The 22196-nt window shown below is 55.6% G+C and carries 21 protein-coding genes; 17 read left to right on the top strand and 4 right to left on the bottom strand.

The genetic code is table 11. The annotated features are described in order from the left end of the window. Positions 1–274: 274 nt before the first annotated feature. Entirely contained in the window at positions 275–985 is a 711-nt protein-coding gene (locus tag ACYQ15_RS15585) for a queuosine precursor transporter (protein WP_459938419.1), read from the top strand. A gap of 16 nt (positions 986–1001) precedes the next feature. On the opposite strand, the gene ACYQ15_RS15590 is transcribed toward ACYQ15_RS15585, so the two are convergent. Beyond that, positions 1002–1289, bottom strand: a complete 288-nt coding sequence (locus ACYQ15_RS15590) for a hypothetical protein (protein ID WP_459938420.1) — start codon at positions 1287–1289, stop codon at positions 1002–1004. Between the two features lie 507 nt (positions 1290–1796). On the opposite strand from ACYQ15_RS15590, the gene ACYQ15_RS15595 reads away from it, so the two are divergent. From ACYQ15_RS15595 to ACYQ15_RS15660, 14 genes are all read left to right on the top strand, one after another. Then, entirely contained in the window at positions 1797–4808 is a 3012-nt protein-coding gene (locus tag ACYQ15_RS15595; RefSeq protein WP_459938421.1) for an acyl-CoA dehydratase activase, read from the top strand. Positions 4809–5117: 309 nt separating this feature from the next. After that, entirely contained in the window at positions 5118–6485 is a 1368-nt protein-coding gene (locus ACYQ15_RS15600) for a CoA activase (RefSeq protein WP_459938422.1), read from the top strand. Between the two features lie 481 nt (positions 6486–6966). Continuing rightward, positions 6967–7383, top strand: coding sequence for a nucleotidyltransferase substrate binding protein (locus tag ACYQ15_RS15605; RefSeq protein WP_459938423.1), 417 nt, complete (start codon positions 6967–6969; stop codon positions 7381–7383). Positions 7384–7402: 19 nt separating this feature from the next. Further along, a complete protein-coding gene (locus ACYQ15_RS15610; protein ID WP_459938424.1) occupies positions 7403–7684 on the top strand; it encodes a nucleotidyltransferase domain-containing protein in 282 nt (93 codons plus the stop codon). A gap of 200 nt (positions 7685–7884) precedes the next feature. Next, on the top strand, positions 7885–8121 hold the full coding sequence (locus tag ACYQ15_RS15615; protein ID WP_459938425.1) for a hypothetical protein: 237 nt from the start codon (positions 7885–7887) through the stop codon (positions 8119–8121). Then, the gene (locus tag ACYQ15_RS15620; RefSeq protein ID WP_459938426.1) at positions 8111–8503 is read left to right on the top strand and encodes a type II toxin-antitoxin system VapC family toxin; all 393 of its coding nucleotides are present in this window, start codon (positions 8111–8113) and stop codon (positions 8501–8503) included. Before ACYQ15_RS15615 ends, ACYQ15_RS15620 begins: the two co-directional genes overlap by 11 nt. A 93-nt stretch (positions 8504–8596) precedes the next feature. Next, positions 8597–8791, top strand: coding sequence for a hypothetical protein (locus ACYQ15_RS15625; RefSeq protein WP_459938427.1), 195 nt, complete (start codon positions 8597–8599; stop codon positions 8789–8791). A gap of 345 nt (positions 8792–9136) precedes the next feature. Further along, complete coding sequence (locus ACYQ15_RS15630; protein ID WP_459938428.1) at positions 9137–9388, top strand: nucleotidyltransferase domain-containing protein; 252 nt, start codon at positions 9137–9139, stop codon at positions 9386–9388. Between the two features lie 377 nt (positions 9389–9765). After that, positions 9766–10182, top strand: coding sequence for a cyclic nucleotide-binding domain-containing protein (locus ACYQ15_RS15635; RefSeq protein ID WP_459938429.1), 417 nt, complete (start codon positions 9766–9768; stop codon positions 10180–10182). Between the two features lie 151 nt (positions 10183–10333). Further along, entirely contained in the window at positions 10334–12496 is a 2163-nt protein-coding gene (locus tag ACYQ15_RS15640) for an SUMF1/EgtB/PvdO family nonheme iron enzyme (protein WP_459938430.1), read from the top strand. A gap of 17 nt (positions 12497–12513) precedes the next feature. Beyond that, positions 12514–14901 carry a hypothetical protein gene (locus ACYQ15_RS15645; protein ID WP_459938431.1) on the top strand — a complete coding sequence of 796 codons (2388 nt, stop codon included), beginning with the start codon at positions 12514–12516 and terminating at the stop codon, positions 14899–14901. Positions 14902–15206: 305 nt separating this feature from the next. Then, on the top strand, positions 15207–16208 hold the full coding sequence (locus ACYQ15_RS15650) for a helix-turn-helix transcriptional regulator (RefSeq protein ID WP_459938432.1): 1002 nt from the start codon (positions 15207–15209) through the stop codon (positions 16206–16208). Between the two features lie 127 nt (positions 16209–16335). Next, the gene (locus ACYQ15_RS15655) at positions 16336–16776 is read left to right on the top strand and encodes an SMI1/KNR4 family protein (protein WP_459938433.1); all 441 of its coding nucleotides are present in this window, start codon (positions 16336–16338) and stop codon (positions 16774–16776) included. Further along, complete coding sequence (locus tag ACYQ15_RS15660) at positions 16769–18679, top strand: hypothetical protein (protein WP_459938434.1); 1911 nt, start codon at positions 16769–16771, stop codon at positions 18677–18679. Before ACYQ15_RS15655 ends, ACYQ15_RS15660 begins: the two co-directional genes overlap by 8 nt. A 266-nt stretch (positions 18680–18945) precedes the next feature. Here ACYQ15_RS15660 and ACYQ15_RS15665 read toward each other — a convergent pair whose 3' ends face one another. The 3 genes from ACYQ15_RS15665 to ACYQ15_RS15675 all read right to left on the bottom strand — a co-directional run bounded on the left by ACYQ15_RS15665 (position 18946) and on the right by ACYQ15_RS15675 (position 20318). Further along, positions 18946–19140 (bottom strand): hypothetical protein, encoded by a 195-nt coding sequence (locus tag ACYQ15_RS15665; protein ID WP_459938435.1) that lies wholly within the window; start codon positions 19138–19140, stop codon positions 18946–18948. Then, positions 19124–19453: a type II toxin-antitoxin system RelE/ParE family toxin gene (locus ACYQ15_RS15670; RefSeq protein WP_459938436.1), complete on the bottom strand. Its 330-nt coding sequence runs from the start codon at positions 19451–19453 to the stop codon at positions 19124–19126. Before ACYQ15_RS15670 ends, ACYQ15_RS15665 begins: the two co-directional genes overlap by 17 nt. Positions 19454–19607: 154 nt before the next feature. Further along, positions 19608–20318 carry a zinc dependent phospholipase C family protein gene (locus ACYQ15_RS15675; protein ID WP_459938437.1) on the bottom strand — a complete coding sequence of 237 codons (711 nt, stop codon included), beginning with the start codon at positions 20316–20318 and terminating at the stop codon, positions 19608–19610. Between the two features lie 245 nt (positions 20319–20563). Here ACYQ15_RS15675 and ACYQ15_RS15680 point away from each other — a divergent pair, with 245 nt between their 5' ends. Together ACYQ15_RS15680 and ACYQ15_RS15685 are read left to right on the top strand one after the other, a co-directional pair. Further along, complete coding sequence (locus ACYQ15_RS15680; protein ID WP_459938438.1) at positions 20564–21556, top strand: DnaJ C-terminal domain-containing protein; 993 nt, start codon at positions 20564–20566, stop codon at positions 21554–21556. A gap of 18 nt (positions 21557–21574) precedes the next feature. Next, positions 21575–21901: a chaperone modulator CbpM gene (locus ACYQ15_RS15685; RefSeq protein ID WP_459938439.1), complete on the top strand. Its 327-nt coding sequence runs from the start codon at positions 21575–21577 to the stop codon at positions 21899–21901. The last annotated feature ends 295 nt before the right edge of the window (positions 21902–22196 follow it).

The following is a 22196-nucleotide window of genomic DNA, read 5'->3' on the forward strand; positions in this document are numbered from 1 at the left end:
CATACTGCGACAAGTCATTCCGGCGAACGCCGGACTCCAGTGCAGGTGAATGGCAAAATGCCGAAAGTGCTGGTATGGTTACATATTTACAAACAAAGTAACTATTCATCACATACTCTGTGGTCACTCGCCAGAACTGGATTCCGGCTTTCGCCGGAATGACGTAACACCACGTCCTTTCCAAGGTAAGTCATACCGGCGAAGGCCGGTATCAAGTCCGATTTTTCTCGGATGAGCTGAGTAGTTACCAAACAAAAAGGATTGGACAAAGCAAATGAACGAAGCGCTATGGATCGGATTCGCCCTGGTGGACCTGATCATGGTTTTGGTGGTTTTTCGATTTTTCGGCAAACCGGGTTTGTTTGCCTTGATCGTGTTCAACCTGATCCTGTGCAATGTCCAGGTGCTGAAAACCATCGAACTGTTCGGCTTGACCACCACTCTCGGCAACATCCTTTACGCCAGCGTCTTTTTCGCCACGGACCTGCTGAACGAGCACTACGGAAAAGAAGAGGCCAAGAAAGCCGTCATACTGGGGTTTCTCAGCCTGATTTTGGCCATGGCCTATATGCAGATCGCATTGATTTTTATCCCTTCTCCGACGGACTTTGCCCAGCCGCACCTGGAAGCCATCTTCGGCGTTCTGCCCCGCATCGTTCTGGCGAGCATGGTTGCCTATCTGGTCTCGCAATGGCACGACATCTGGGCTTTTCAATTCTGGAAAAACCGCACCGCCGGCAAACATCTCTGGTTGCGCAACAATGCCAGCACCCTGGTCAGCCAGCTGCTGGACACGGTGATTTTCTGCTCCATCGCCTTTATCGGGATCTTCCCCATGGACGTCTGGATACAGATCGTTGTCAGCACCTATGTGATCAAGCTGCTGGTCGCTTTCCTGGACACGCCCTTCATTTACCTGGCTGCGCGTTTCAAGCCGCGGGACGTAATTTCGGCCCGCGCAAACAAGCCTGGCCCGGCAGCTTGAGTCTTCCCCGCGCAAGCTACGAGATTTCGGAATGCTTCGTTTTGCCCAGTTCAGCCAGCACGCTCCGGAAAATCTCCTCAGGGCAAACTTTCTCATCAAATTCGCAGCATGACGGCGCATCCGCATCCGCAATGGAGTTCAACGCCTCGTAGATGCAAACCAGCACATTTTCATTGCCAGATTCAATACGGGAAACCAGCTTCGACAAAGGCCGGGGGGCATCCTCGGCCAGTCGGATCTGCATTTCGTCCCTGCAGAACTCCAGGGTGAAGTATTCCAGATATTGCTTTGCTTTTTCGCGCATCAGCCACCTTCATTACGTCGCTGGACGTTTGTAACTACTCAACTCATCCGAGTAAAACCGTGCTGGATACCCGCCTTAGCGGGTAAGACTGGTCTGGAGACTGTTCAAACAAAAGTCATTCCGGCGAAGGCGGGAACGAAGCTGAGTAGTTATGGACATTTTCGTTTGCCGCACCACATGTGATCAGTCGGCCTCTAAAGGACTTGTCGCATCTTTGTCCAGCAGCTTTGCACCCGATCCGGGCACTGTTCCCAGCCGATTATTATAGGATAATGGGGCCGGTTCCTGTAGCGAGACCGAGAGGAAGTTTCGATCCGGCAAAAACAGGATAAACCAGCCTGGAGAGCAAATTTGGCCTGTGAAGGGGCAGCTTCCACTTGCCCGAATGCTGTCAGGTGGTTATATGAAGTCGGGGCGAATGGGTGTTGCCCATGTCCGCCACCGGCCCGGCAATATGCTATTTCGGTTGTCACGCAGGTTTTTCCGTTTTTGAAGGAGTCCTTTCACATGGCCTATCATATCGGCGTCGACGTCGGATCCGTCAGCGTCAATTGCGTTGTTGTCGACGAATCTGAAAATCTTGTTCACGAAGCCCCCTACCGCCGCCATTTCGGTTTGGTCCTTGAAGAGACCGCCAGAGTTCTGGAAGAAGTTTTCGCCCAGTTTCCGCAAGAACAAGTCCGCTCCATTTCCTTTACCGGCAATCAGGGCCAGGCCATCAGCGAACTGTTCGACGCACCCTTTGAAGTCGAGACCATTGCCCAGGTTCTTGGCGTAACCACGGTTGTTCCCGACGTACGCAGCATCATCAGCATTGGAGGCCAGGACGCAGCACTTTTCGAACTGGACTATGACCAGGGCCAATGGCGGCTGTCGGCCTTCAATGTCAACGGCCCATGCGCTTCGGGAACCGGTTCCTTCATCGATCAGCAGGCCGAACGCCTCACCTTTGCCATGTACGGCGAAAATTTCGACATGGATCAGGAAAAGCTGCAGAAGGTTCTCGATGATTTCATCGAGCTGGGCGCCGCCAGCACCTATCCGGCTCCCGTGGCCTGCCGCTGCACCGTGTTCACCAAATCGGACATGATCCACCTGCAGAACAAGGGCGAAAGCCTGCCGAACATCATCGCGGGACTGCATCACGGTACGGCGGCCAACTACATGAGCACCATCGTAGCTAATCGGGAACTGGCCGAACCCGTGGTTTTCGTCGGCGGCATGGCGTCCAATCGGCTGCAGGTGGAGGCTTTCCGCAAATATTATCCCAATTTGACCGTTCCCCAGCACCATGCCTCGCTGGGCGCTTTGGGTACGGCCCTGAAATCTCTGCGCAATGATGTTCGCAATTCTTTTGATCCGGCCTCGCTGCGTTCACCCGCGGCTTCCAAGGTGGACGCCATCGGCAGGGCCGAACCGCTCTCCCTGCAATTTACAAACTTTGACCCGGACAATACCTTGGACCCGCTCCCGGATACGGACGAGTTCATTGACGCCTACCTGGGAGTTGATATCGGCTCCACATCCACCAAGTACGCCCTGATCGACGACCAGGGGCGAATCATCCACAAACGCTACGTTCCCACCCAGGGCAAACCCATTGAGGTTGCGCAGAATCTGTTGCGGCACCTCAAGGACGAGGTGGGCTCCAAAGTCCGCATCAAGGCCGTGGCCACTACCGGTTCGGGTCGCAACGTGGTCGGGGATTTTGTCAGCGCGGACCTGATCATCGACGAGATCACTGCCCATGCCCGCGGCGCGGTGGCTGTGGACCCGAAGATCGACACCATTTTTGAGATCGGTGGACAGGATTCCAAGTACATCGCCATCAACCGGACCCATCCCACTGACTTCATGATGAACAAGGTCTGCGCCGCGGGTACCGGAAGCTTTCTGCACGAACTGGCCAACAAGATGAAGATCAACATCTTCGGCGAGTTTCAGGAGGTGGCTCTCTCCGCAAAAAAGCCGGTCAACCTTGCTGAACGCTGCACTGTGTTCATGGAATCGGATTTGACCGCCTTTGCCCAGAAAGGGGCGGAGCGGGACGATCTGATCGCCGGCCTCTGCTATGCCATTGTGCGCAACTACCTCCACCGGGTTGTGGAAAACAGGCACATCGGGCAACGGATCATGTTCCTGGGCGGACCATCCCTGAACAAAGGCATCGTTGCCGCCTTTGAGAAGGTGCTCGGCAAGCCCATCCTGGTGCCCAAGCACCGGGAGGTGATGGGTGCCTTCGGAGCGGCCCTGGCGGTCCGGGAACAGGCAAAAGCCGGGAAGATGGAAGAAAAACCCCGCAACCTGGAAGATCTCGCCGGCCTGGAGGTCGCTTTCAAGGAAAAGGTTTGCCAGGTCGACAGGAATTGCCACAACGAATGCAAGCTGAAGATCTACAACTTCGGCGGGCGCAAAAGCGTCTGGGGCGGCGACTGCGGCCGTTATGAAACGACCCAGCACAGCGATCGTAAGGAAACCGATTATTTTCAGTTGCGCTGGAAGCTGTTTCATGAAGCCGTGACCAGCACCGGCGCGCAGTTGGGCAACGGCATTCCGGAACGTGACAACCGTCCCTTGGTCGGAGTGCCCCTCAGCCTGCACTCAATGGATTGGGGAGTATTCTGGTCTCACCTGCTTTCAGGTCTGGGATTTGCCGTCTATTTCAGCCCACCCACCACACAGGCCATGGCCATGGCCGGCGTGGAGAGCATGACCGCGGAAATGTGTTTTCCGGTAAAAGTTTTTCACGGTCATGTCGATCATCTCCTGAAGAACACGGACTACCTTTTCCTGCCCAACGTGATCAACATGGCCACGGCGGATCCCAAGGAAAAAGGCCAGTTGTGCCCGCTCGTCGAAAGTTCGCAATATTTGGTTCGGTCGGCTTTGCGTATTGATGACCATCGCATCATCAAGCCGACGTTTTTCCTCAAGGACGGTCCTGAGATGCAGGTGGACGCCATGTACCACAGCCTGCCCGTGAACTTGCGGCCCTCGAAAAAAACAATCGCCACCGCCCTGCAACAAGCCTGGGATCGCCAGTATGCCTTCCGGGAGGATCTGCGCAGCCGCGGTCGGGAGATCCTGAACAGTACCACTGAAGATGAAACCGTTTGGATCATCACCGGCCGGCCCTACAACCTCTACGACGAACGACTCAATCTGCAGATGGGCCGCCAGATGGCCAAGCTGGGTATCAAGGCTTTGCCACTGGACTTTCTGGATGTTGACGAAGAGTCGCTGGAAGATTTTCCCCGGATGTACTGGGGACTGGGAGCGCGGATTTTGCGGGCCACGAAGAAAATCGCCCGCATGCCCAACTGGTACGGTCTTCATTTGACCAATTTTTCCTGCGGTCCGGATTCGTTCATCGAGCATTTCTACAGCCACGTGCTCAACGACAAGCCTTTCCTGATCCTGGAACTCGACGAACACAGCGCCGTGGCCGGCATGCTCACCCGGATCGAGGCGTTTCAAAACGTGGTCAAGAATGTCCAGAATGCAGCGAGCCAGAACTGATATTTGTCCTTGTCTGCGAAGAATTGCCGTTCGCTCAAAAACATGTGGCAAGCATGCCCTGGATGCCCGCCTTCGCGGGCATGACGCGCTATGGTGAAACACCACATTCCAAAGTCATTCCCGCGAAGGCGGGAATCCAGTTTCAAGGGAGCTTTCCGATAGTGCCCGGCCTTTTTGAGCAGTTACGAATTGCCCGGATAACGCGAACAAGCTTTCAGTCGGCCACCCCTCAAGATCCGGAGGCCTTCACAAACCTGCTCCGTCATATTCCGCCTTTCGCTGAACCCACCTGAACCAACGGATACGTTCATGGAAATGTCACCCCACAAGCCTAAGCCCTCAACGTCTTTTGCGGATCGCATGGTCAACAAGGTCGGCAGGTTCGATGTTGCCGGCAGAACCCTGCTCATACCGGACATGTCGCCCACGGGCTCTAGACTCCTGGCCGCCAGTTTTCGGGCTTTCGGCGTTCCCGCCGTGGTCATGCCCACCTATACCCATCTCCATCTCGGCAAGGAGTTCACCTCCGGCAAGGAGTGTTTTCCCTGTCAGGTCACCCTGGGCGACATTCTCGGCTTTTTGGAGGAGGAGAAAAAGCGTCAGGGCGACAGCTTCAACGTCTCCGACTACGTCTACTTCATGCCCGAAGCCGACGGCCCCTGCCGTTTCGGGATGTACAACAAGATGCACCGGCTGGTTCTGGACCGTTTTCCGGATTTCAAGGACATTCCCATTCTCTACATGTCAACGTCGGACGGCTATGCCTCCACCGGCATTTTGCCCGGGGAAAAGTCCAAGTACTTTCGAAGGCTGGCCTATGTGACCATGATCGTGGCGGATGTTCTGGATCGAATCACCTGGCGGGTCCGGCCCTACGAGCGGGAGCCCGGGCAGGCCGACGCCTATATGGCCACGGCTCTGCGGGAAATGATGGATCTGGTAGAAAAACGCGGCGCAGCCAGAGATTTTGACGCCATCTACGCACTGCTCGGCCGGATCGCAGCCCATGCCAAGACCATCATCGATCCGGCCAAGCCTCGAAAGCCGCGGATCGGAATCATCGGAGAAATCTACCTGCGCACCCACCCGGAATCGAACCAGAACATCATTGCCGAACTGGAACGTTTCGACGCGGAAGTTGTCGACGCCTCCCTTGGCGAGTGGGTCAACTACGTGGCCTTTGAGCAGTACCGCGAAATCTGCAAGGACTGGAAGCAGGCCTGGCAGCGCAAGGACATGTCTACCCTGGCCGATGCCACACGCAAGTGGGCGGAAAGCAAAATCGAAATGGCCTGGCAGGGATGGCGACAGAACCAGGTCTACGAACAGGCCATGAAGCATCTGGACATCCAGGGCGACCACCCAATCCCAGATGTGGAGAAAAAACTGGACAACGACCGTCTCTTCACCTTCGATATCGGAACCGAAGCAGCGCTGAGCATCGGCGGAGCGCTGGGATTCGTGCATGACAACTTCGACGGCGTAGTCAACGTCTATCCTTTCACCTGCATGCCCAGCACCATTGCCTCGGCCGTGCTCAAACCCTTGCTCCTCAAGAAAAACGTGCCCTACATCGACGCCTCCTACGACGGCGCCATCCAACCCAACCGCGAAGTCGCCCTCCGCACGTTCATGTACCAGGCCGCCCAGCACAAGGCAGCGCGGGAGGGGGCATGATCTTCAAGTAACTGCTCAAAAACTTGTGGTAATCAACGGGATAAATCCTGGGAGCGCCGCACCCCAGTGCGGCAACGGTGTAACGCCCTCAGGGCAAAGTTCCGGCTGGAGTATGGCCTCCGCAGCTTGGTCACGAAAGTCCGCGTCGATGGGAATCCTTGCACAGGAAACTTCATCTCCCGATCTTTTTGAGCAGTTGAATTTTCAAGATGAATTCACAGCGGGAGATGACGTTGGCATAGCATCCCGGACATGGCGAGTCAGCGTCTTGCATTTGCGACCAGAGTCAACTTTTCCAGCCGGACATGGCTGGCCACGAAAGCCACGTGCCTGATTGATCCTTACCGTGCCACTCAAATAGAGGCTGCCCCTACAAAATGTAGGACACTGAACGACCACAAGGCAGAGCATGTCAATGTTCACCAAATGCTGAACTATTTTTAATTGATTCGTGAGCAACCCTGAGCGACAAGAAAAGAAGATGGACAATCTCAAGCAGATCCGCTGGGAGCAGCGGTTTGCAAATTATCAGCATGCATTGCGTCTTTTGACCGAGGCCGTGGAGCGGATTGACGGTCTGGACGATCTGAGCAAGGAAGGGCTGGTGCAACGGTTCGAGTACACCTTTGAACTGGCTTGGAAGACTCTCAAGGACTTTCTCAACGCCAAGGGCGTGGACGTGCGGTTTCCGCGAGATGTCATCAAGAGGGCGTTCAGCGAAGGGGTCATCGACAACGGCGAAGCATGGCTGGACATGCTGGACCAGCGGAACCGCCTAGCCCACACGTACAACGAGGCCGACTTCAGACACTCGGTGGAGGCCATCGTTGCCGTGTACTTTGATCAACTTGTTGAACTGCAACGGTATTTCGAGCGTGAACACCTTCGGAGTGTATGAGCGTTCCTGGAGGCTCCTCTTGGAGACTCTTGCCGGGTGTCCGGAGGTGGAGCGGGCCATTTTGTTCGGCTCCCGGGCAATGGGGAATTATCGGAAGGGGTCGGATATCGATATCGCCCTCATGGGAGACCGCGTATCTCCGCGAACCATCGCCCATCTGTCGGTCCTCCTCAACGAGCGTCAGCCTCTTCCCTATCACTTTGATCTTGTTGATTACTCACATGTTGAGTCTTTGGCTCTGAAACAGCACATCGACGAGCATGGCGTGGAAATTTGGAGAAGTGAAGATTTCTCCTCTTGAAGACTGTTTTACTCACCGATATCATGACCTTGTTTTTTGCAGCTTGAACGAGGCAGACGTGATGAGCCCTCTGTGTGCCTATTTCATTCCTACGACTGGCTAGGTGGCAGCGAACTGCCTTACTGCGTGCTCGGTCCGGGATGAGCCGGGAGAGCGCGGCACGCAAAAATCCACGCAACGACACAATAGCGAGGAACATCATGCCTACAACGGATCAGCTTCAATTTGATATTCAGCAAGGCATTCAATCCTTGCCTGGAGACGCCTTGCAAGAGGTCAAGCTGTTTATTGAATTTCTGCGAATGCGCGAGGCCGCCGCGAGGCAGTCTTGCTCCACGGACATCGATTTGGAGTTGCGGCAACTGGACATGTCCGAAGCCAGGCATTTGGAACAGGAGTTTGCCGCCTACCAAGAGATATATCCTCGTGAAGACTGATTATGTCGCCGACACCATGGCCGTGATTTTACGGCTTGAAAAACGCAGACTTCCCGGAAGCGTCAAGGAAATTTTCGAGCAGGCTGAGAATGGTCTGATATCGCTTGCTGTTCCAGCCATGACCGTCGCGGAATTGGCCTATCTCTCCGAACGGCGTCGGATTGACGCAACCCTGCCCGAGCTATTCAAGTATGTTCGGCAGCATGAACGATGCTCCATCTCTGCAATGACTGGCCATGTCGTCGAGCAGGCTTTCCTCATTCCCGATATCCCTGAACTTCATGACAGGCTGATAGCCGCCACGGCACTGTGCCTGAACGCCGTATTGATCACCAATGATCCGGTTATCACCAGTTCCCGGCATGTCCAAAGTATCTGGTGAGCAATTTCGACAGGGGGCATGACTCCATGCTTCCGAGTGATTACGAGGAAACTGGCCACGCCGTGTTTCGAGCCTGCGCAATGAGACGTTTTCATGAGCATACTGGCTGGAGATATGGGCAGAAAGGCTGTGGACGAGGCGGCACGCAAAGTAGCTAGGGACGCGGCGGATTCGACGTGCCGGGAGAGCGGCAGAGCTTTGACGCGAAGCATATCGGCCGATGCGAAGCAGGGCGGCCAGGGGCCGGATTTGACGGGCCGTGGGATTGCCAGGACAAGCCTGGGGTAACGGACAAGCGGCAATTTGCGGGCCACGAAACCGCGGCGAACGAGACCACGCCGTTGGACTCTAACTTTCATCGCCAACTGGCCAATGCCTTTATTCATTTCATGAGCGAAGAAACCGAGCAGGTGATGATCCGTTTACGTCCCCAGGCTGCGGAATATGTGGCCGAGGGACTCTGGCACCACAGTCAGAAACCGAGTTTCGAGCCGAACGGCTGCCCGCTGTTCACTGTCCGATTGCCGCACCCGGTGAAGTGTTGCGGGAAGGGACACTCGAATGAACTGGTAGCGGCCCGTCTGGAAAACATGCATCGCCTGGTTTCTGTACGAGCGTTACTGGAGGCTCCTCTTGGAGACTCTTGCCGGGTTTCCGGAAGTGGAGCGGGCCATTTTGTTCGGCTTCCGGGCAATGGGTAGTTACCGGAAAGGGTCGGATATCGCCATCAAGGGAGATCGCGTGTCTCCGCAAACCATCGTCTATCTGTCAGCTTGCCTCAACGAGCACCTGCCTCTTCCCTATCAGTTTGATCTTGTTGACTACGCTCAAATTGAGTCCCCTGCTCTGAAACAACATATCGACGAGCATGGGGTGGAAATATGAGAAACGATGCAACGCTCACTCGCAGCCTGGGTTAGAGTCCCGGGAACGGCCCCATAATAACCTTGAAGCTGAATTTACGCCTGCACGGGGATGAAGGGACGCCCTCGACGGCGTATTGCCAAGGTGGTGTAAGGATCGCCTTTCAGGGGTATCCTTTTATCTGAAGGGACTCTTCCCAAACTCGTAGTATTCCCCCCAGCAGACGCCTTACCTGAAACCACACGTCACCGTTCACGCCCGCCGCATTCATCGCCTCTTGCTGATCATCCGGGAAATCCGGGACAATCCACGGCAGAAGCTTTCCGGGTTGCTGCAGCGTCTGGGCGTTTCCCGGACTTGATTCTACAAGGTTTGCAAGGTGTGTTCGGCGAAAACCAATGTCGAATTCCAAGCCCCTGCCTGTCATCGAACCGAGTAAGTTTTTTGGTGAAAGCGCCTACCTCCTGGACCAACCTCGCCTCTCCACGGCCCGAGCCGAAACCGACTCCGAACTCTTGCTCCTTTCCGCCAACACGTCCGAAGGCCTCCTGTCCCACAGCTGCTCTCCGTGTCCCGCAATTCATCAGTTCTTTGGGCCTGCGTCTAAAGCAGGCGATGAATGCGGCGAAAGCGTCCGGTTTGGGAAAGCGGGCGTCAATCGGCAAAGACTGCAGAATCCGGTCAATGATTCCAGGGGCGGTTCGAGAGTCGTTTCTGCAATGAAAAAATACCCAGTCCACACCTGGGAGGACTGGAGGGGATTGCCCGACGATTTATTCCTGCTATGCTTCCTTGGCCTCACATTGTTAAAATAGGTTGATCCCATAAGGTTCCAAGGTTATGACTCCAGCCAGGAAAGGTTCAAGAGCAGCCATTGAACCTTCGAAAAAATGACTTTTTTGATATTATGTTGATGCTTTGCCTTCCAATAATTCATCGTTATACAACTTCAGGAACAAAACCATCATGTGGACCATCACTCGGTTCAGCAACACAGCAGTCGCACTAACCATAGCATTTCTATTCTTGTCAAACCTCCCTGCTATCGCTCAGGACAGTTTCACGGAGCCAATTACTGGCATGGAGTTCGTTCGGGTGCCTGATGGATGTTTTTATTTGGGTTGCGGTTCTTGGGCTAATAATTGCTATGACAATGAAAAACCAGCTACAAATGTCTGCATTGATGAATTCTGGATGGGCAAATACGAGGTCACACAAGGCCAATGGAAAGCCATTATGGGCCATAACCCCGCACACTTCCAGAGAGGTGACAATTATCCAGTGGAAAACGTTTCATGGAATGATGCTCAAGAATATATCCATAAACTCAACACCAAAAACCATCTTTATGAGTTCCGCCTGCCTACGGAAGCTGAATGGGAGTATGCCTGTCGAAGTGGGGGAAAAAATCAAAAATTTTGTGGAGGAGAAAATATTCATGAACTTTCGTGGTTTGTCCTGAACAGCTACTGGTCAACACATCCTGTTGGAAGAAAAAAAAGCAATGATCTTGGCATATTCGACATGAGTGGAAACGTTAGAGAATGGACCTCGGACAGTTACAATCAGCAGGCATATAGAAGGTTTAATAAGAGAAACCCTTCAAATATTGATAGCCATGTTATTAAAATATCCAGAGGTGGTTCTTTCATGAGCCAGTCGTTTGGAAATAGATCTTTATTTAGATTTTATAATGGTATTAATGAAAGAAGTAGCGCGATAGGATTTAGGCTTGTTTCAGTAATTACAACAGATAATCTTGAACAAGCATTAACAAAATATTATAATAATGATTATATTGGCGCAATGAATATATTTCATTTTTATGAAAAACAGAATAATGATATAGCTTTTTTTTATCTCGGCAGAATGAAAATTGAAGGCCAAGGCACTGATAAAGATATCCCGACAGGAATCAAATTTCTCCAAAAGGCTGCTGCACTCGGCCATCTCGAAGCCCAGCAAAAACTACGAGAATTTATACCGATGTTCCTGCTGCAGGCCGAAATGAAGTTCAAAGCTGGGGATACGGACGGTGCTCGTGCGGTTCTTGCTACGGTATTGGACTTGGAGGCCGAATCCTTATCCGCCCTTGTCTTGCTTGGTCGGATTCACCTTGAGAATGGCCGATATGCCGAGGCGGAAACAGCTCTTTCCTCATCCTTGAAACTGTTTCAAGGTTCATGCAATCAAGAGCAGCTGTGCGGGGAGATCATGACTCAATTGGCCTTGGCCCAGATGGGCTTGGGCGAGAGAGCAAAAGCTTTGGGGACACTCCGGAGCTTGCGTGATGAGTTGCCGAGCGTAGCGCAAGAGGTTCACTCGTTGGAGTGCTGGCTGTTGCTCAGCAATCGGGAGTACTCGGATGCCTTGGCATGTTTCACTCAAGCGCATGACGAGGGGTCGGGAAAGTCTCTGACCAGTCTTGGCATGGCCCATGCCCATTTCATGCTGAAGGATTATTCGAGGGCTGAAGAGGCCATGCAAAATGTGACTCAGGAAGGATTGAGAGCAGAGACCGACAGTCAGATTGTGACCCACTGCCCGCAATGCCTGGTTCCGGTCATGGAAACAGCGGCCTTGCTAGGCGTCCCCCTGGAAGTCGGCCCTGTGAACAATCAAGAACAGATAGCCCACGCCCAAACCTATACTGTGGGCTATCTGAAAAGCCCCACGTTTCTCATCATTGATGGTGAACAACAGATGGTTTTCAGCGATGAGGGGCTGCTCTTTGATCCACGGAGCGGCGAGGTACGGTATCCGTATCCGGGGATATCATTAGCCCCGGGCAGCCTGGCTGCCGGAAACTCGGTGGAAGCGCTGGGGAAACACGAAGTTGTCGGCAATACGGTCGTCTTTACGCTACGCCTGCTCTCCGACTTTACACCGGAGCGAATCCTGCTGGATGGTGCGGAACTGTCCCTGGCGACGATGACCGTGGGACGTGTCGTGTTTCAGCCGCAGTTACGTCGGGAATACACCCTCGCTTTCCGCATCCCCAAAGCCAGATCCCAACGTCCCATGCGTCTGAACATCCTGGCCGAGGACGGCAGAACGCATGACTTCACGTTTGCCTTTGACGGCAGCCAAGTGCGAGTCGAGCGGCGTGGTTCGGAACTTGTTCCGTAAGAACAGGAGGCTTTGCCATGTTTTCCTCCACCATCTTGGCCAAACTCCCGACTCTTGATCAGGAAATGCGGTTATTTCAGCGCACCGTTTCGCTGTTTGCTCTGTTGCTCATCCTCCTCGCGTCCCAGCCTTCCTGGGCCTTTGACACGCGGCATGTTCTCGGCGATTCGGCCGAGGGCCTGATGCAGGACTACTTCAAGGCCGGGGGGTGGCAGTCCAAGCAGGGGCAGGTCGGGAGGCAGGGCATCGATGGACTGTTCGTCAAAGTCGAGAACGGCGTGGTCAGGGATGTCATGATGGTCGAGAGCAAGTATGGAAAAAGCCGACTCGGCGGCAACCTGATTTGTGGCGGGCAACAAATGTCTCAATCCTGGTTGAACTGCAAGCTGGACGATTTGATAAAGCAAGCGCAAAGACGCGGGAACAGCCCGGAGCAGATTCGTCAGTACGAGCAGATCAAAAGGCATGTGGGAAACAATAATTACCGTGGCCGCTTGTGGAACGCGAACGTGGTAAACGGCAAACTCAGCGTGGACGTTCAGGACGTCAAAAGCAAAGGGGAGTCGGTGGATTTGCGTCGTTTGTCCGGAGGGGAACGATATCGTATCCAATCTCAAGGAAACACGCTTATCGATTTGAAGACCCCGCAAAATTCCTTTCAGCAGCGAATTGCCGACAGCTACTTTACAAACCTGGATAACAGCCTGAAGACACAGGGCGTTCCTGATGCTGACCGTGCCCGCATGATGCGAGATTTCAGAAATGATCCGTCCAGAATCACCACAGGTCTGCGTCAGTACAGTTTGCGGACGCCTCCCGGATCCTTGCCAAGCACGGGACGCCAACAGCTTGCTAATCCATCCACTTCTACAGTGAAATCGACGCCGGCAACCAAACGGGCCTCAAAAGGTTTTATAAAAAGCTTGGGGCGCAACCTCAAAACCGGTGCTGCCGGCGCCACATCCCTTTCCTTGGGAGGCCCTGTCGCCATAGCTGCCGGATTCGTGGGCGGCGTTGCCGTGAGCATGGCCGCGGACTACCTGATGGATGCAACCGTTGATACGGCATACGCGGCGGTCGCGCCCGATGAACAGGCCGTTGAAACCGAAAAAACCGCTGGTGCATCGTCCTTGAGCCCTGATGAAGTGCGTCGGGTCGTGCAGAAAACGGCCCGTGAGACGCAGGAGCGGATCAGTCAGGTCGAAAACCGGATGGTCCAGGAGTTTGCCATTTTGGGGCAGGACATCCAGTACAGGCATGAAGCCCAGATGGCGGCCATTGGCCTGAATCTGGCCGAGATCGTGAAGAACCAGGAAATAGCCCTGCGCGTGGAAGGCAAGGTGGATGCGCTGCATGCGGACTTGCATGGCCTGGGAATGGACATTCTCGGCGGCGTGCAGGCCATGGGGCTGCAACTGGAAAGCATGGTCCAGACCTTGGACTCCATTTCGGCGCGGGTGGATCAGATACTGGAGCGGCTGGACGCTTCTCTCAAGTCCGCCTTCGACAGTGGTCTCGAATTCTTGAACCTGTACGACCAGACCGGAGAGCGACGGCATCTTGGGCGATCCCTGGGCTACTTTACCGAATTCATCAACACGTTCGAACGAATCGGCACCAAGACCATGGAAGAAGATGAGTTGTTGCTGTTGGCCAGATATTACCGTGGCGCGGTTCATGCCGACTATTTCACGGAAACCGGCAATACCGGGTACGCTCAGAGCGCCGTGGCCGAGTTTGTCACTCTCAGTGAGCGTAGCGTCAACCTCGATTTTCTGATCATGGCTTACCTGACGATTCTGGACGCGGACACCGAGGACCAGGCAGCGGGCATCATCCAATCCCGTGCCGAGGAATCTATTCGTCACCAGTTGGAAGTGGGGGAGATGGATATGGCCCTCGCTCAGGCCCTTTACCTGGAATCCCTCCTGGGTACGGATCAAGCGCGTCAATTTCGAAAAGCCGTGGCCGAATTCGTTACCAGCGGCAGGGATCAGGTCGGCCTTTTGGGCTTAGAGGATGATGATTTTCGGCTGCTGATGGCGGTGCTGGCTGAAGGTGGGCCAATGGCTCCAGCTGAAGCGGATACGGATGCCGTTCGCAACATCCTCGCCGACAGGCCGTCACCCATGGATTTTTTCCAGATTCTGAACCGCTACCGGCACACGGAACTGCTCAAATTCGCCGTTCGCCGATTGATCCATGACGGTTATTACAACGACGCCCTTTACGTCCTCAGCGAACACCCCGTCCAGGACGACACGTTTCGCATCAGAGCCTATCTCCTGCTTCTGAACAAGCTGGACATTTCTCGTTATCGTCAACTTCGGGACCTTGTCCTGACCGATCCCACCTACTCACGGGAAGCCAAAGACTTTGTGCTGAAAATTGATGCCCAGACGTGAATCGATATTTCGTTTTCGACATCTGGCTCTGGTTCGAAGAGAGGGTAAGAGAACGCAGGTAGAGACCGCGAAGACAACAACTTTCTATTCCAACCCAGTCATGGACTGCTGTAAGTCCTAATATAGTTGATGAAATGCCTTCCAATGGTAAGCCCTTCAATAGTTATCCATTACTGATAAGATTTTGAAAGGGGTTGTGACCGTCTTTTTCTGCCCGGTCCACCCCTGAGTGAACCGCAAGGGCTTGTGTTGGCTGGGGACGGTGGTATGTGGGGGCCGTCGGCAAATGCCGCAAGGAGGACGTCGTGCCCGAAACGACACGCAATGATACCGTTCATGCCCGCCGCATTCATCGCCTTTTGCTGATCATCCGGGAAATCCGGGACAATCCACGCCAGGAACTTTCCGGACTTTTGGAGCGGCTGGGCGTTTCCCGGACCCAGTTCTACAAGGATCGCAAGGTTCTGGCGAACATGGGGTTCAGCTTTACCTACAGCACGGAGCACGGCTTCTCCATTACGGCCGACGCCCTGGCTCCGACCCTGGATCTGACCCTTTCGGACCGTCTGCTGCTGATGTTTGCCCTGGGGCATCTCTGGTCCTCGGGGGAGGGGCATCTGGTGGCTCGGGCATTGCGGGTGGGGCGGAAGCTGGCCGCCGGGCTGGATGAGCCTTTCCGCAGCCAGGTGCTGGACGAGTTCGACCGGGTGGTAATGCACGAGGGGTACGGCTGCCGCCCGGAAGTGCTGGACGCCCTGGAACAAAGCGTGCTCGAACGCCGAAGGGTGCGCATTCTCTATGAATCCCGCCATTCCGGGGAGTACTCCTGGAGGGAGATCGACCCCTTGCGGATCTACTTTTTGCAACGCAGCCTCTACCTCTATGCCCGCTGTCCGGACAAGAATCCCAGTTTCCGGACTTTCCGTCTGAACCGGGTGCGCGAAGTCCGCTTCACCCCGGTCCGCTCCCCCCAAATCCCCTACGAGAAATGCTTCCATCGTCAGCAGGCAAACGCCTTCATCCACATCATGGGCGACGAAACCGAGCAGGTGGTGATCCGCTTCCGTCCCCAGGCCTCGGAGTATGTGGCTGAAGGGCTCTGGCACCACAGCCAGAAACTGCGTTTCGAACCCGACGGCTGTCTGCTGTTCACTGTTCAGGTTGCCGCGCCCGGTGAAGTGTTGCGCTGGGCCACGGGCTTCGGCCTGGACGCGGTCGAGGTCCTGGAGCCGGAGTGGCTGCGCCGGGAAGCGACCGCGCAGGCCCGGACCCTGATGACGCAATACGAAGCACCTCCTCGGATTTGAGCTGCTTTGCCGGCCAGTCGTCCAATTCATTCCCGGTCCACACCTGTGTGAACCGGGCGGCCTTGCCCGGCCAACGGTTCATGATATGAACAGCTTCCTTTTCATGTACAGCACAAGGAGGCTCATCATGGATCAGGACGGCACTTCGCATCGCGTGGAACGTGTTCAGGCGGAGCTGGGGATTCGATTGCCAACCGATTACGCCAAATTTATCGACCGGCACGGCCAGGCCGTGACAGCCGGAGTAACGATCTACGGCTACAGCCAGGAAATGACCGATCCCGAAGCCGTTCCCTGCGTCATCGGAGCCACCAAAAGATTGCGTCCCATCCATGGACTGCGCCGCGACGAATTGGTTCTGGCCCAGGAAAATGGTTCGCTGTACGTCCTGGATTGCGCCAACGGAGCAGTGCTGGAGGTGGATTGTCTGGAACACCGGCATGTCGTGGCCCGGTCCTTCGATCTCTGGGTGGCCGGGCTGGAGCAGTGGAAAGGAATCGCGAGAGGCTGGACGTCACGGAAGGATTGTGGGTCACATGGCCGGGCACCTGGAGATGATCATGACTGAAGTTCGTATCCGACAACAAGGTAGTTCCACACGGCCGACGTGCGACCACCACGGCGAATCCGCCGGCCCGGAAGCCGGAACTGTTGGGCTGTTCGCCTTTGTACTCAAGGCCCTGGCCTGGGGGGTGGTCGTTTATCTGCTGGGCAATGCGGCCCGGGGGCATGAATACTGGGTGTACGTGCTGGGCGTCCTGTTGCTCGGCCTGCCCATTGCCTTGAGCGGGTTCTACGCCGCGACCATCAACCAAATCCAGCGACTGGCGTTTTTCACGCGCCGGGGCTGGCTGTACATGCTCCTGTCCCGCAGGCTGCTCAAGGGAGTGCTCTGGGTCTGCTGGGCCCTGGTCAGCTCATTTTTCATGCTTGTTCAGTTCCACGGCTACGGCCAATGGGAATGGGCGGCCTTTTTCCTGGTTGTGCCCGTATTCTGGCTGGTATTTCTGGTCTGTCGCCGGATGATCGTCCGGGAGTTGAAGCCGTATCTGGTCACCAGCATGGCTCTGGCCGGGGCCCGGCGAATCGCGCCGCTGCTCATGGCCGGACTATACGTGGCAGCCTTGTTTTTCCTGTCCGACCAGCCCCGGTTCGACTCCCTGCAGGCCGCCATCGACGCCGAGAAAGCCAGGAGCGTTCACATAACCGGCAGCGCCCTGGTCTTCGAGGCGGCCCAATATGCCGCGGTGTTCAACGGCGCCAAGGTCTATGCCCTGGGGCATCTGGGTCGGGAAGACGCCCTGCCGGCCGCGGCCATGCTGGGGGTGGGCAGCATGGTGATCTTCTTCAACGCCTGTGCCATGCTGTCCTGTTTCCTGATCCCAATCGCGGAGTACCGCAGGGTGTTCGGGCCATTGACCGAACAGGAAATCCCTCCTCCGCTGCGCCCTATGCGAATGGCGGTGGTCTCGGCCGTGTTCACCTTTGGCGTCCTGTTCCTGTACCTGCCCCTGATGACCTCCCTGGAAGCCTGGGTCCGCCAGACGCCGGAGGTGACGCAGGCCCGGGCCTGGACCGAGGTCCAGGTGGTCCGGGTGGAGCAGATCGGCGAGGATTTTTTCCGGGAAGGGACCCTCGATGAACTGGAATCGGCTCGCTTGGAAACCCTGCGCCGTCTGGACTTCTCCCTGGCCAGGGTGGAGGTCGAGGCCGAACGGGCCTTTGACCGGATGGAGAACAATGTAGACCATTATCTGGACTGGTACTACAGCCTGCCCGGCGAGTATGCCCGGATCATGAACCTGCTGCTCGGCGAACTGGAAGACTACATGGCCCGTCAACTGGAAGATTCGCTGCTCCAGGGCGACCCGTTCGCCCCGGTGGAGGTGGCGCTGCGCGAAATGCTGGCGGAGCACGAGGCCGCGGTGCAGGCGTACCAGGAGCATGCCCGGCGAATCATGTCCGACAACCGGATCGATCCGGGCCAGACCACAGGCATGCATGTGGTCCGGCGGATCGCCTTGGGGGATGTCTTGCAGCACGATGACCTGATCGGCTTCAAAACCCGGCTTGCGGGCAGCGGACTTGGCGGCGCGGGGGCCGCCGCGGGCATGGCTTCCGCCGTGGTGGCCAAGAAAGTTTCGGGAAAGGTGGCCGGCAAGGGGGCGCTGAAATACGGCGCCAAAGCCCTGGCCAAGGTCACGGCCGGCAAAGCCGCGGGCAGCGCAACCGGGGCAGCGGCCGGCGCAGCGGTGGGGGCCGCCGCGGGTTCCGTGATTCCCGTCCTGGGGACGGCAGCCGGGGCGGTTGCCGGCGGGATTATCGGCGGCATTGCCGCGGGTGTAACCATGGACAAGATGCTGCTGATGCTGGAATCAGCTTTCAGCCGTGAAAAATTCAAGGCCGAAATCATGGAGGCCATAGCCGAGTCACGGGCAGAGTTCATGGAAAAGCTGCGTGGATGTGCGTGATCCGGAGATTCGTCCGGGATGGGCACTCTCTTTCACCCAAACTGGCGTGAGCAGCTTGCCGGGTAGCCAGGGATGAGTTCGAAGCAGGTGGGTTCGGGGGGCTGGTCGAAATCCGTGGATTCAGGTATTCAGGAACGTTCGAGCTTGGCCCGTCATCGCCTGAACAAAAAAAAACGTTTCCAGCCGGACATCCATCCGGCGATTTAACCGGGGTCCTCAAAAGCCCCAGGCCGTGCAGACGACGTTCGCCATCATGCAAACGGAGTTTATCCGTTTGCCGCTGCTTGTGGCAAATCGTTAGAAGACCGACCAGGGCCGTTTGCGGCCTTTGACCGGTTATTCTTGGCCCGCTGTTCACGCCGGGCATATTCTTCAGCAATCAATTCAGCCGTCCGCTTTTTGATTCGTTCCCGCCGTTCAAGGGAAAGACCGACCATCATTTCTTCAAGAGTTTTTGTCATGGCTTGCACCCGCTATTTTATCCAAGTGTCTCTGGTATCGTTCATCAGCATGCCGAACAAGATTGCGATAGAACTTTTTTGGGTCAGTCCCTCGCTTGTCGCCGCTCATAAGCAAGATCGCCTTGCGTTGTGGATCGAAGGCGAAAGCGATGCGCCATATGCCGTTCATCCAATCGAACCGCAATTCCTTCATGTTCGGGAAGGCCGATCCCCTGAGCGTATCCACCTTGGGCCGCCCGAGGGCTGGACCGAACTCTTCCAGGAGGCCCGCGTTGGCTCTCACTTCGTCCTGCCATTCTTCCGGCATGGCCATGAAGTCCTCAACGAACTCTTCACAGAATATGACGGACCAGGGCATGAGCAAGCCATCTATCAGAAAGCCGGAAGCGTCAACCGCGGATCGATTTCGTGAAAATCACTTTCGGATTGTCTCAAATGGGTAGGCCTCACCGGGCATTTGCAGGAATTTATACGACAGGCTTGGCGGCCATGGGGTTTTCCTGGAGGACCAGGGATTTTTCGCCGTCGCGGAGCACGCAGATCATTCTGGCCAGGGAATGATCGTGGAGTTCGTGGATGTAGTCCTGGGTCACGCAGGTTTTCTTGCGGCGGAAGTTGAGCAGGGAGAGGAAGACGAAGCTCTTGTAGATTCTGCGGTTGGTCTTGAAGGAAAAAATGTAGCTGTCCAGCGAGTTTTCCAGGAAGCGGTCGTTGCGGCGCTGCACGGCCCGGCTGAAGCTCACGGATTGGAGCCAGTAGGCCTTGTGGATCATGGCGTCCGCCTGCATTTCCAGCCAGGCGTGGGAGACGTCCTGCTGTTCCTCCAGCAAGACCCTGTGAGCCACGGTGTCCGCGGCGAGGTGGCAGAGATACCCGTAGGCAAAGGCCTGTTCCGACTCGTTTTGGGCATGTTCCAGAAAGCGCATCCCGGTCGCCCAGCTGTGGGGACTTTTGTCCTCCGGCAGATGGCTTTTGCCCAAAATCATGTCCGCCATCAGGTTTCCGTACAGAAAGTCTTGACGATAGCGCGACAACAACCCAAATATGGCGGGCGGGATTATGGAGGCGTAGGCAAAGAGTTCACTGGCCACGTAAATATGCGTCAACGGCCCCCAGGCCCAGGCCGAGGAGGGGATGACGAGCAGGCAGATGAGGACAAACAGGCACTTGATGATCATTCTATTCAGCTTCCTCCGATAATACGTTTCAAGTTCAATATCCGATCAAGCATGACTTCACAAGACCTGAACCTACCCATTCTCACCAGCAGGTAGTAGCTGAAAATAGGGAATTCTTCGAATTTGTCCAGGGCAACAGAGTATGGACTTTTATGTCAAAAGCTTGACCTGAAAAAAATCATTCATATCTCACCACACGTAACCATCTTGCCTTCCAAGACTTTGGCGCAAGGAGAACAAGCACAATGAGCGTTTCTTTCAAGGATTACTATCAGCTTTTGGACGTGCCCAAGACCGCGTCCCAGGATGAGCTATCCAAGGCCTTCAAGAAGATGGCCCGGAAGTATCATCCGGATCTGAATCCGGACAATGCGGAGGCGGAAAAGAAGTTCAAGGAGATCAATGAAGCGTACGAAGTGCTCAAGGATCCTGAAAAGCGGAAACTGTACGATTCTCTGGGACCGAACTGGCAGCACGGCCAGAATTTCCAGCCGCCGCCGGGGTTTGATCAGCGCGGTTTCCGCTCCCGCTCGGCCGGAGGCCCGCAGTTTGAAGCCGGCGGGTTCGGCGGGTTCAGTGATTTTTTTGAAACCATCTTCGGCGGTCAGTTCCGCCAGCAGGGTTACGAGGGTGATCCCTTCGGTTCGGGTGGTTTCGGGCCCAGGCAGACCAAGGGTCGGGACGTGGAGGTGGGCATGGAGTTGCCGCTGGAGGATGCCTATTCAGGCGGTTCCAAGACCATTTCGTTCCAGGAGCAGGTGGTGGGGCCGGACGGCATGCCGCGCATGGAGACCAAGTCGCTCCAGGTGAACATTCCCGCCGGGATCAAGAACGGTTCACGAATCCGTCTTGCCGGGCAGGGTTCGCCGGGGTTGCGCGGCGGTCCTTCCGGCGACCTGTACCTGAAAATACAGATCGCGCAGCATCCCCTGTTCAAGCTGGAAGGCAATTCCATTGTCTATGATCTGAGGCTGGCGCCGTGGGAAGCGGCTCTCGGAGCCAAAGTGCGTATTCCCACCCTGTCCGGCGCCGTGGATATGAACATTCCGGCCGGTTCCAGCAGTGGCAAAAAGTTGCGTCTGCGCGGCAAGGGACTGGGCAAGGACGCGGATCAGGGCGATCAGCTGATTCGGATCATGATCACGGTACCGCCCGTGCCTTCGGACGAGGAGCGGGCCCTGTGGGAACAGCTTGCCCAGGTCTCCGGGTTTCAACCCAGGGAACATTCCTCATCGTAATTCAAGGGAGCATGATCTATGGCGCTACATATCAAAGTTGACGACGGAGAGCTTCCCGTTCGTTCGGAACTGGTCGTTTGGAGGGAGTTCGTAGAGTTGACCGGTATCCATCCCACCCGTCTCGGAGAACTTGTGGAACTGGGGTGGATTTGCCCGGATATGCCGGACAAGCAGGATGGTGAATGCTATCTCTTTCATCCCAGGGACGTCTACAGGGTCAGCAAACTGGAGCGATTGTGCCGGGATTTCGAACTGCCGGCCCTGGCCGGGACCATCATCGTCGACCTGCTGGAACGCATCGACGATCTGGACCGTCAGGTCCGGGATCTGCGTCGGCTGCTGTGACGCTGGCTCTCGGCTCACTGTTTTCGCAAGCAATTGAAATGACATGGACGGCGGCCCTGATATCCGGGCTACCAAGCAGTGGTCAGTGATCAGTGGTTAGTGGTCAGTAAAATCAAAATGTTGCCGGAAGCTCGCAATGTTGTGGGTTCAGCCCACGGACTTTTTGCAGTGGCCTCATAGCATCATACAATTCATGTAACTTCTCAGCTTCAGAACGGGATGAGGTTAGCTTTGCACAAACTTGTGACACAAGCATGACCTGGATTCCCGCCTTCGCGGGAATGACTTGTTTTAT

This window comes from Desulfonatronum parangueonense, assembly GCF_054656975.1.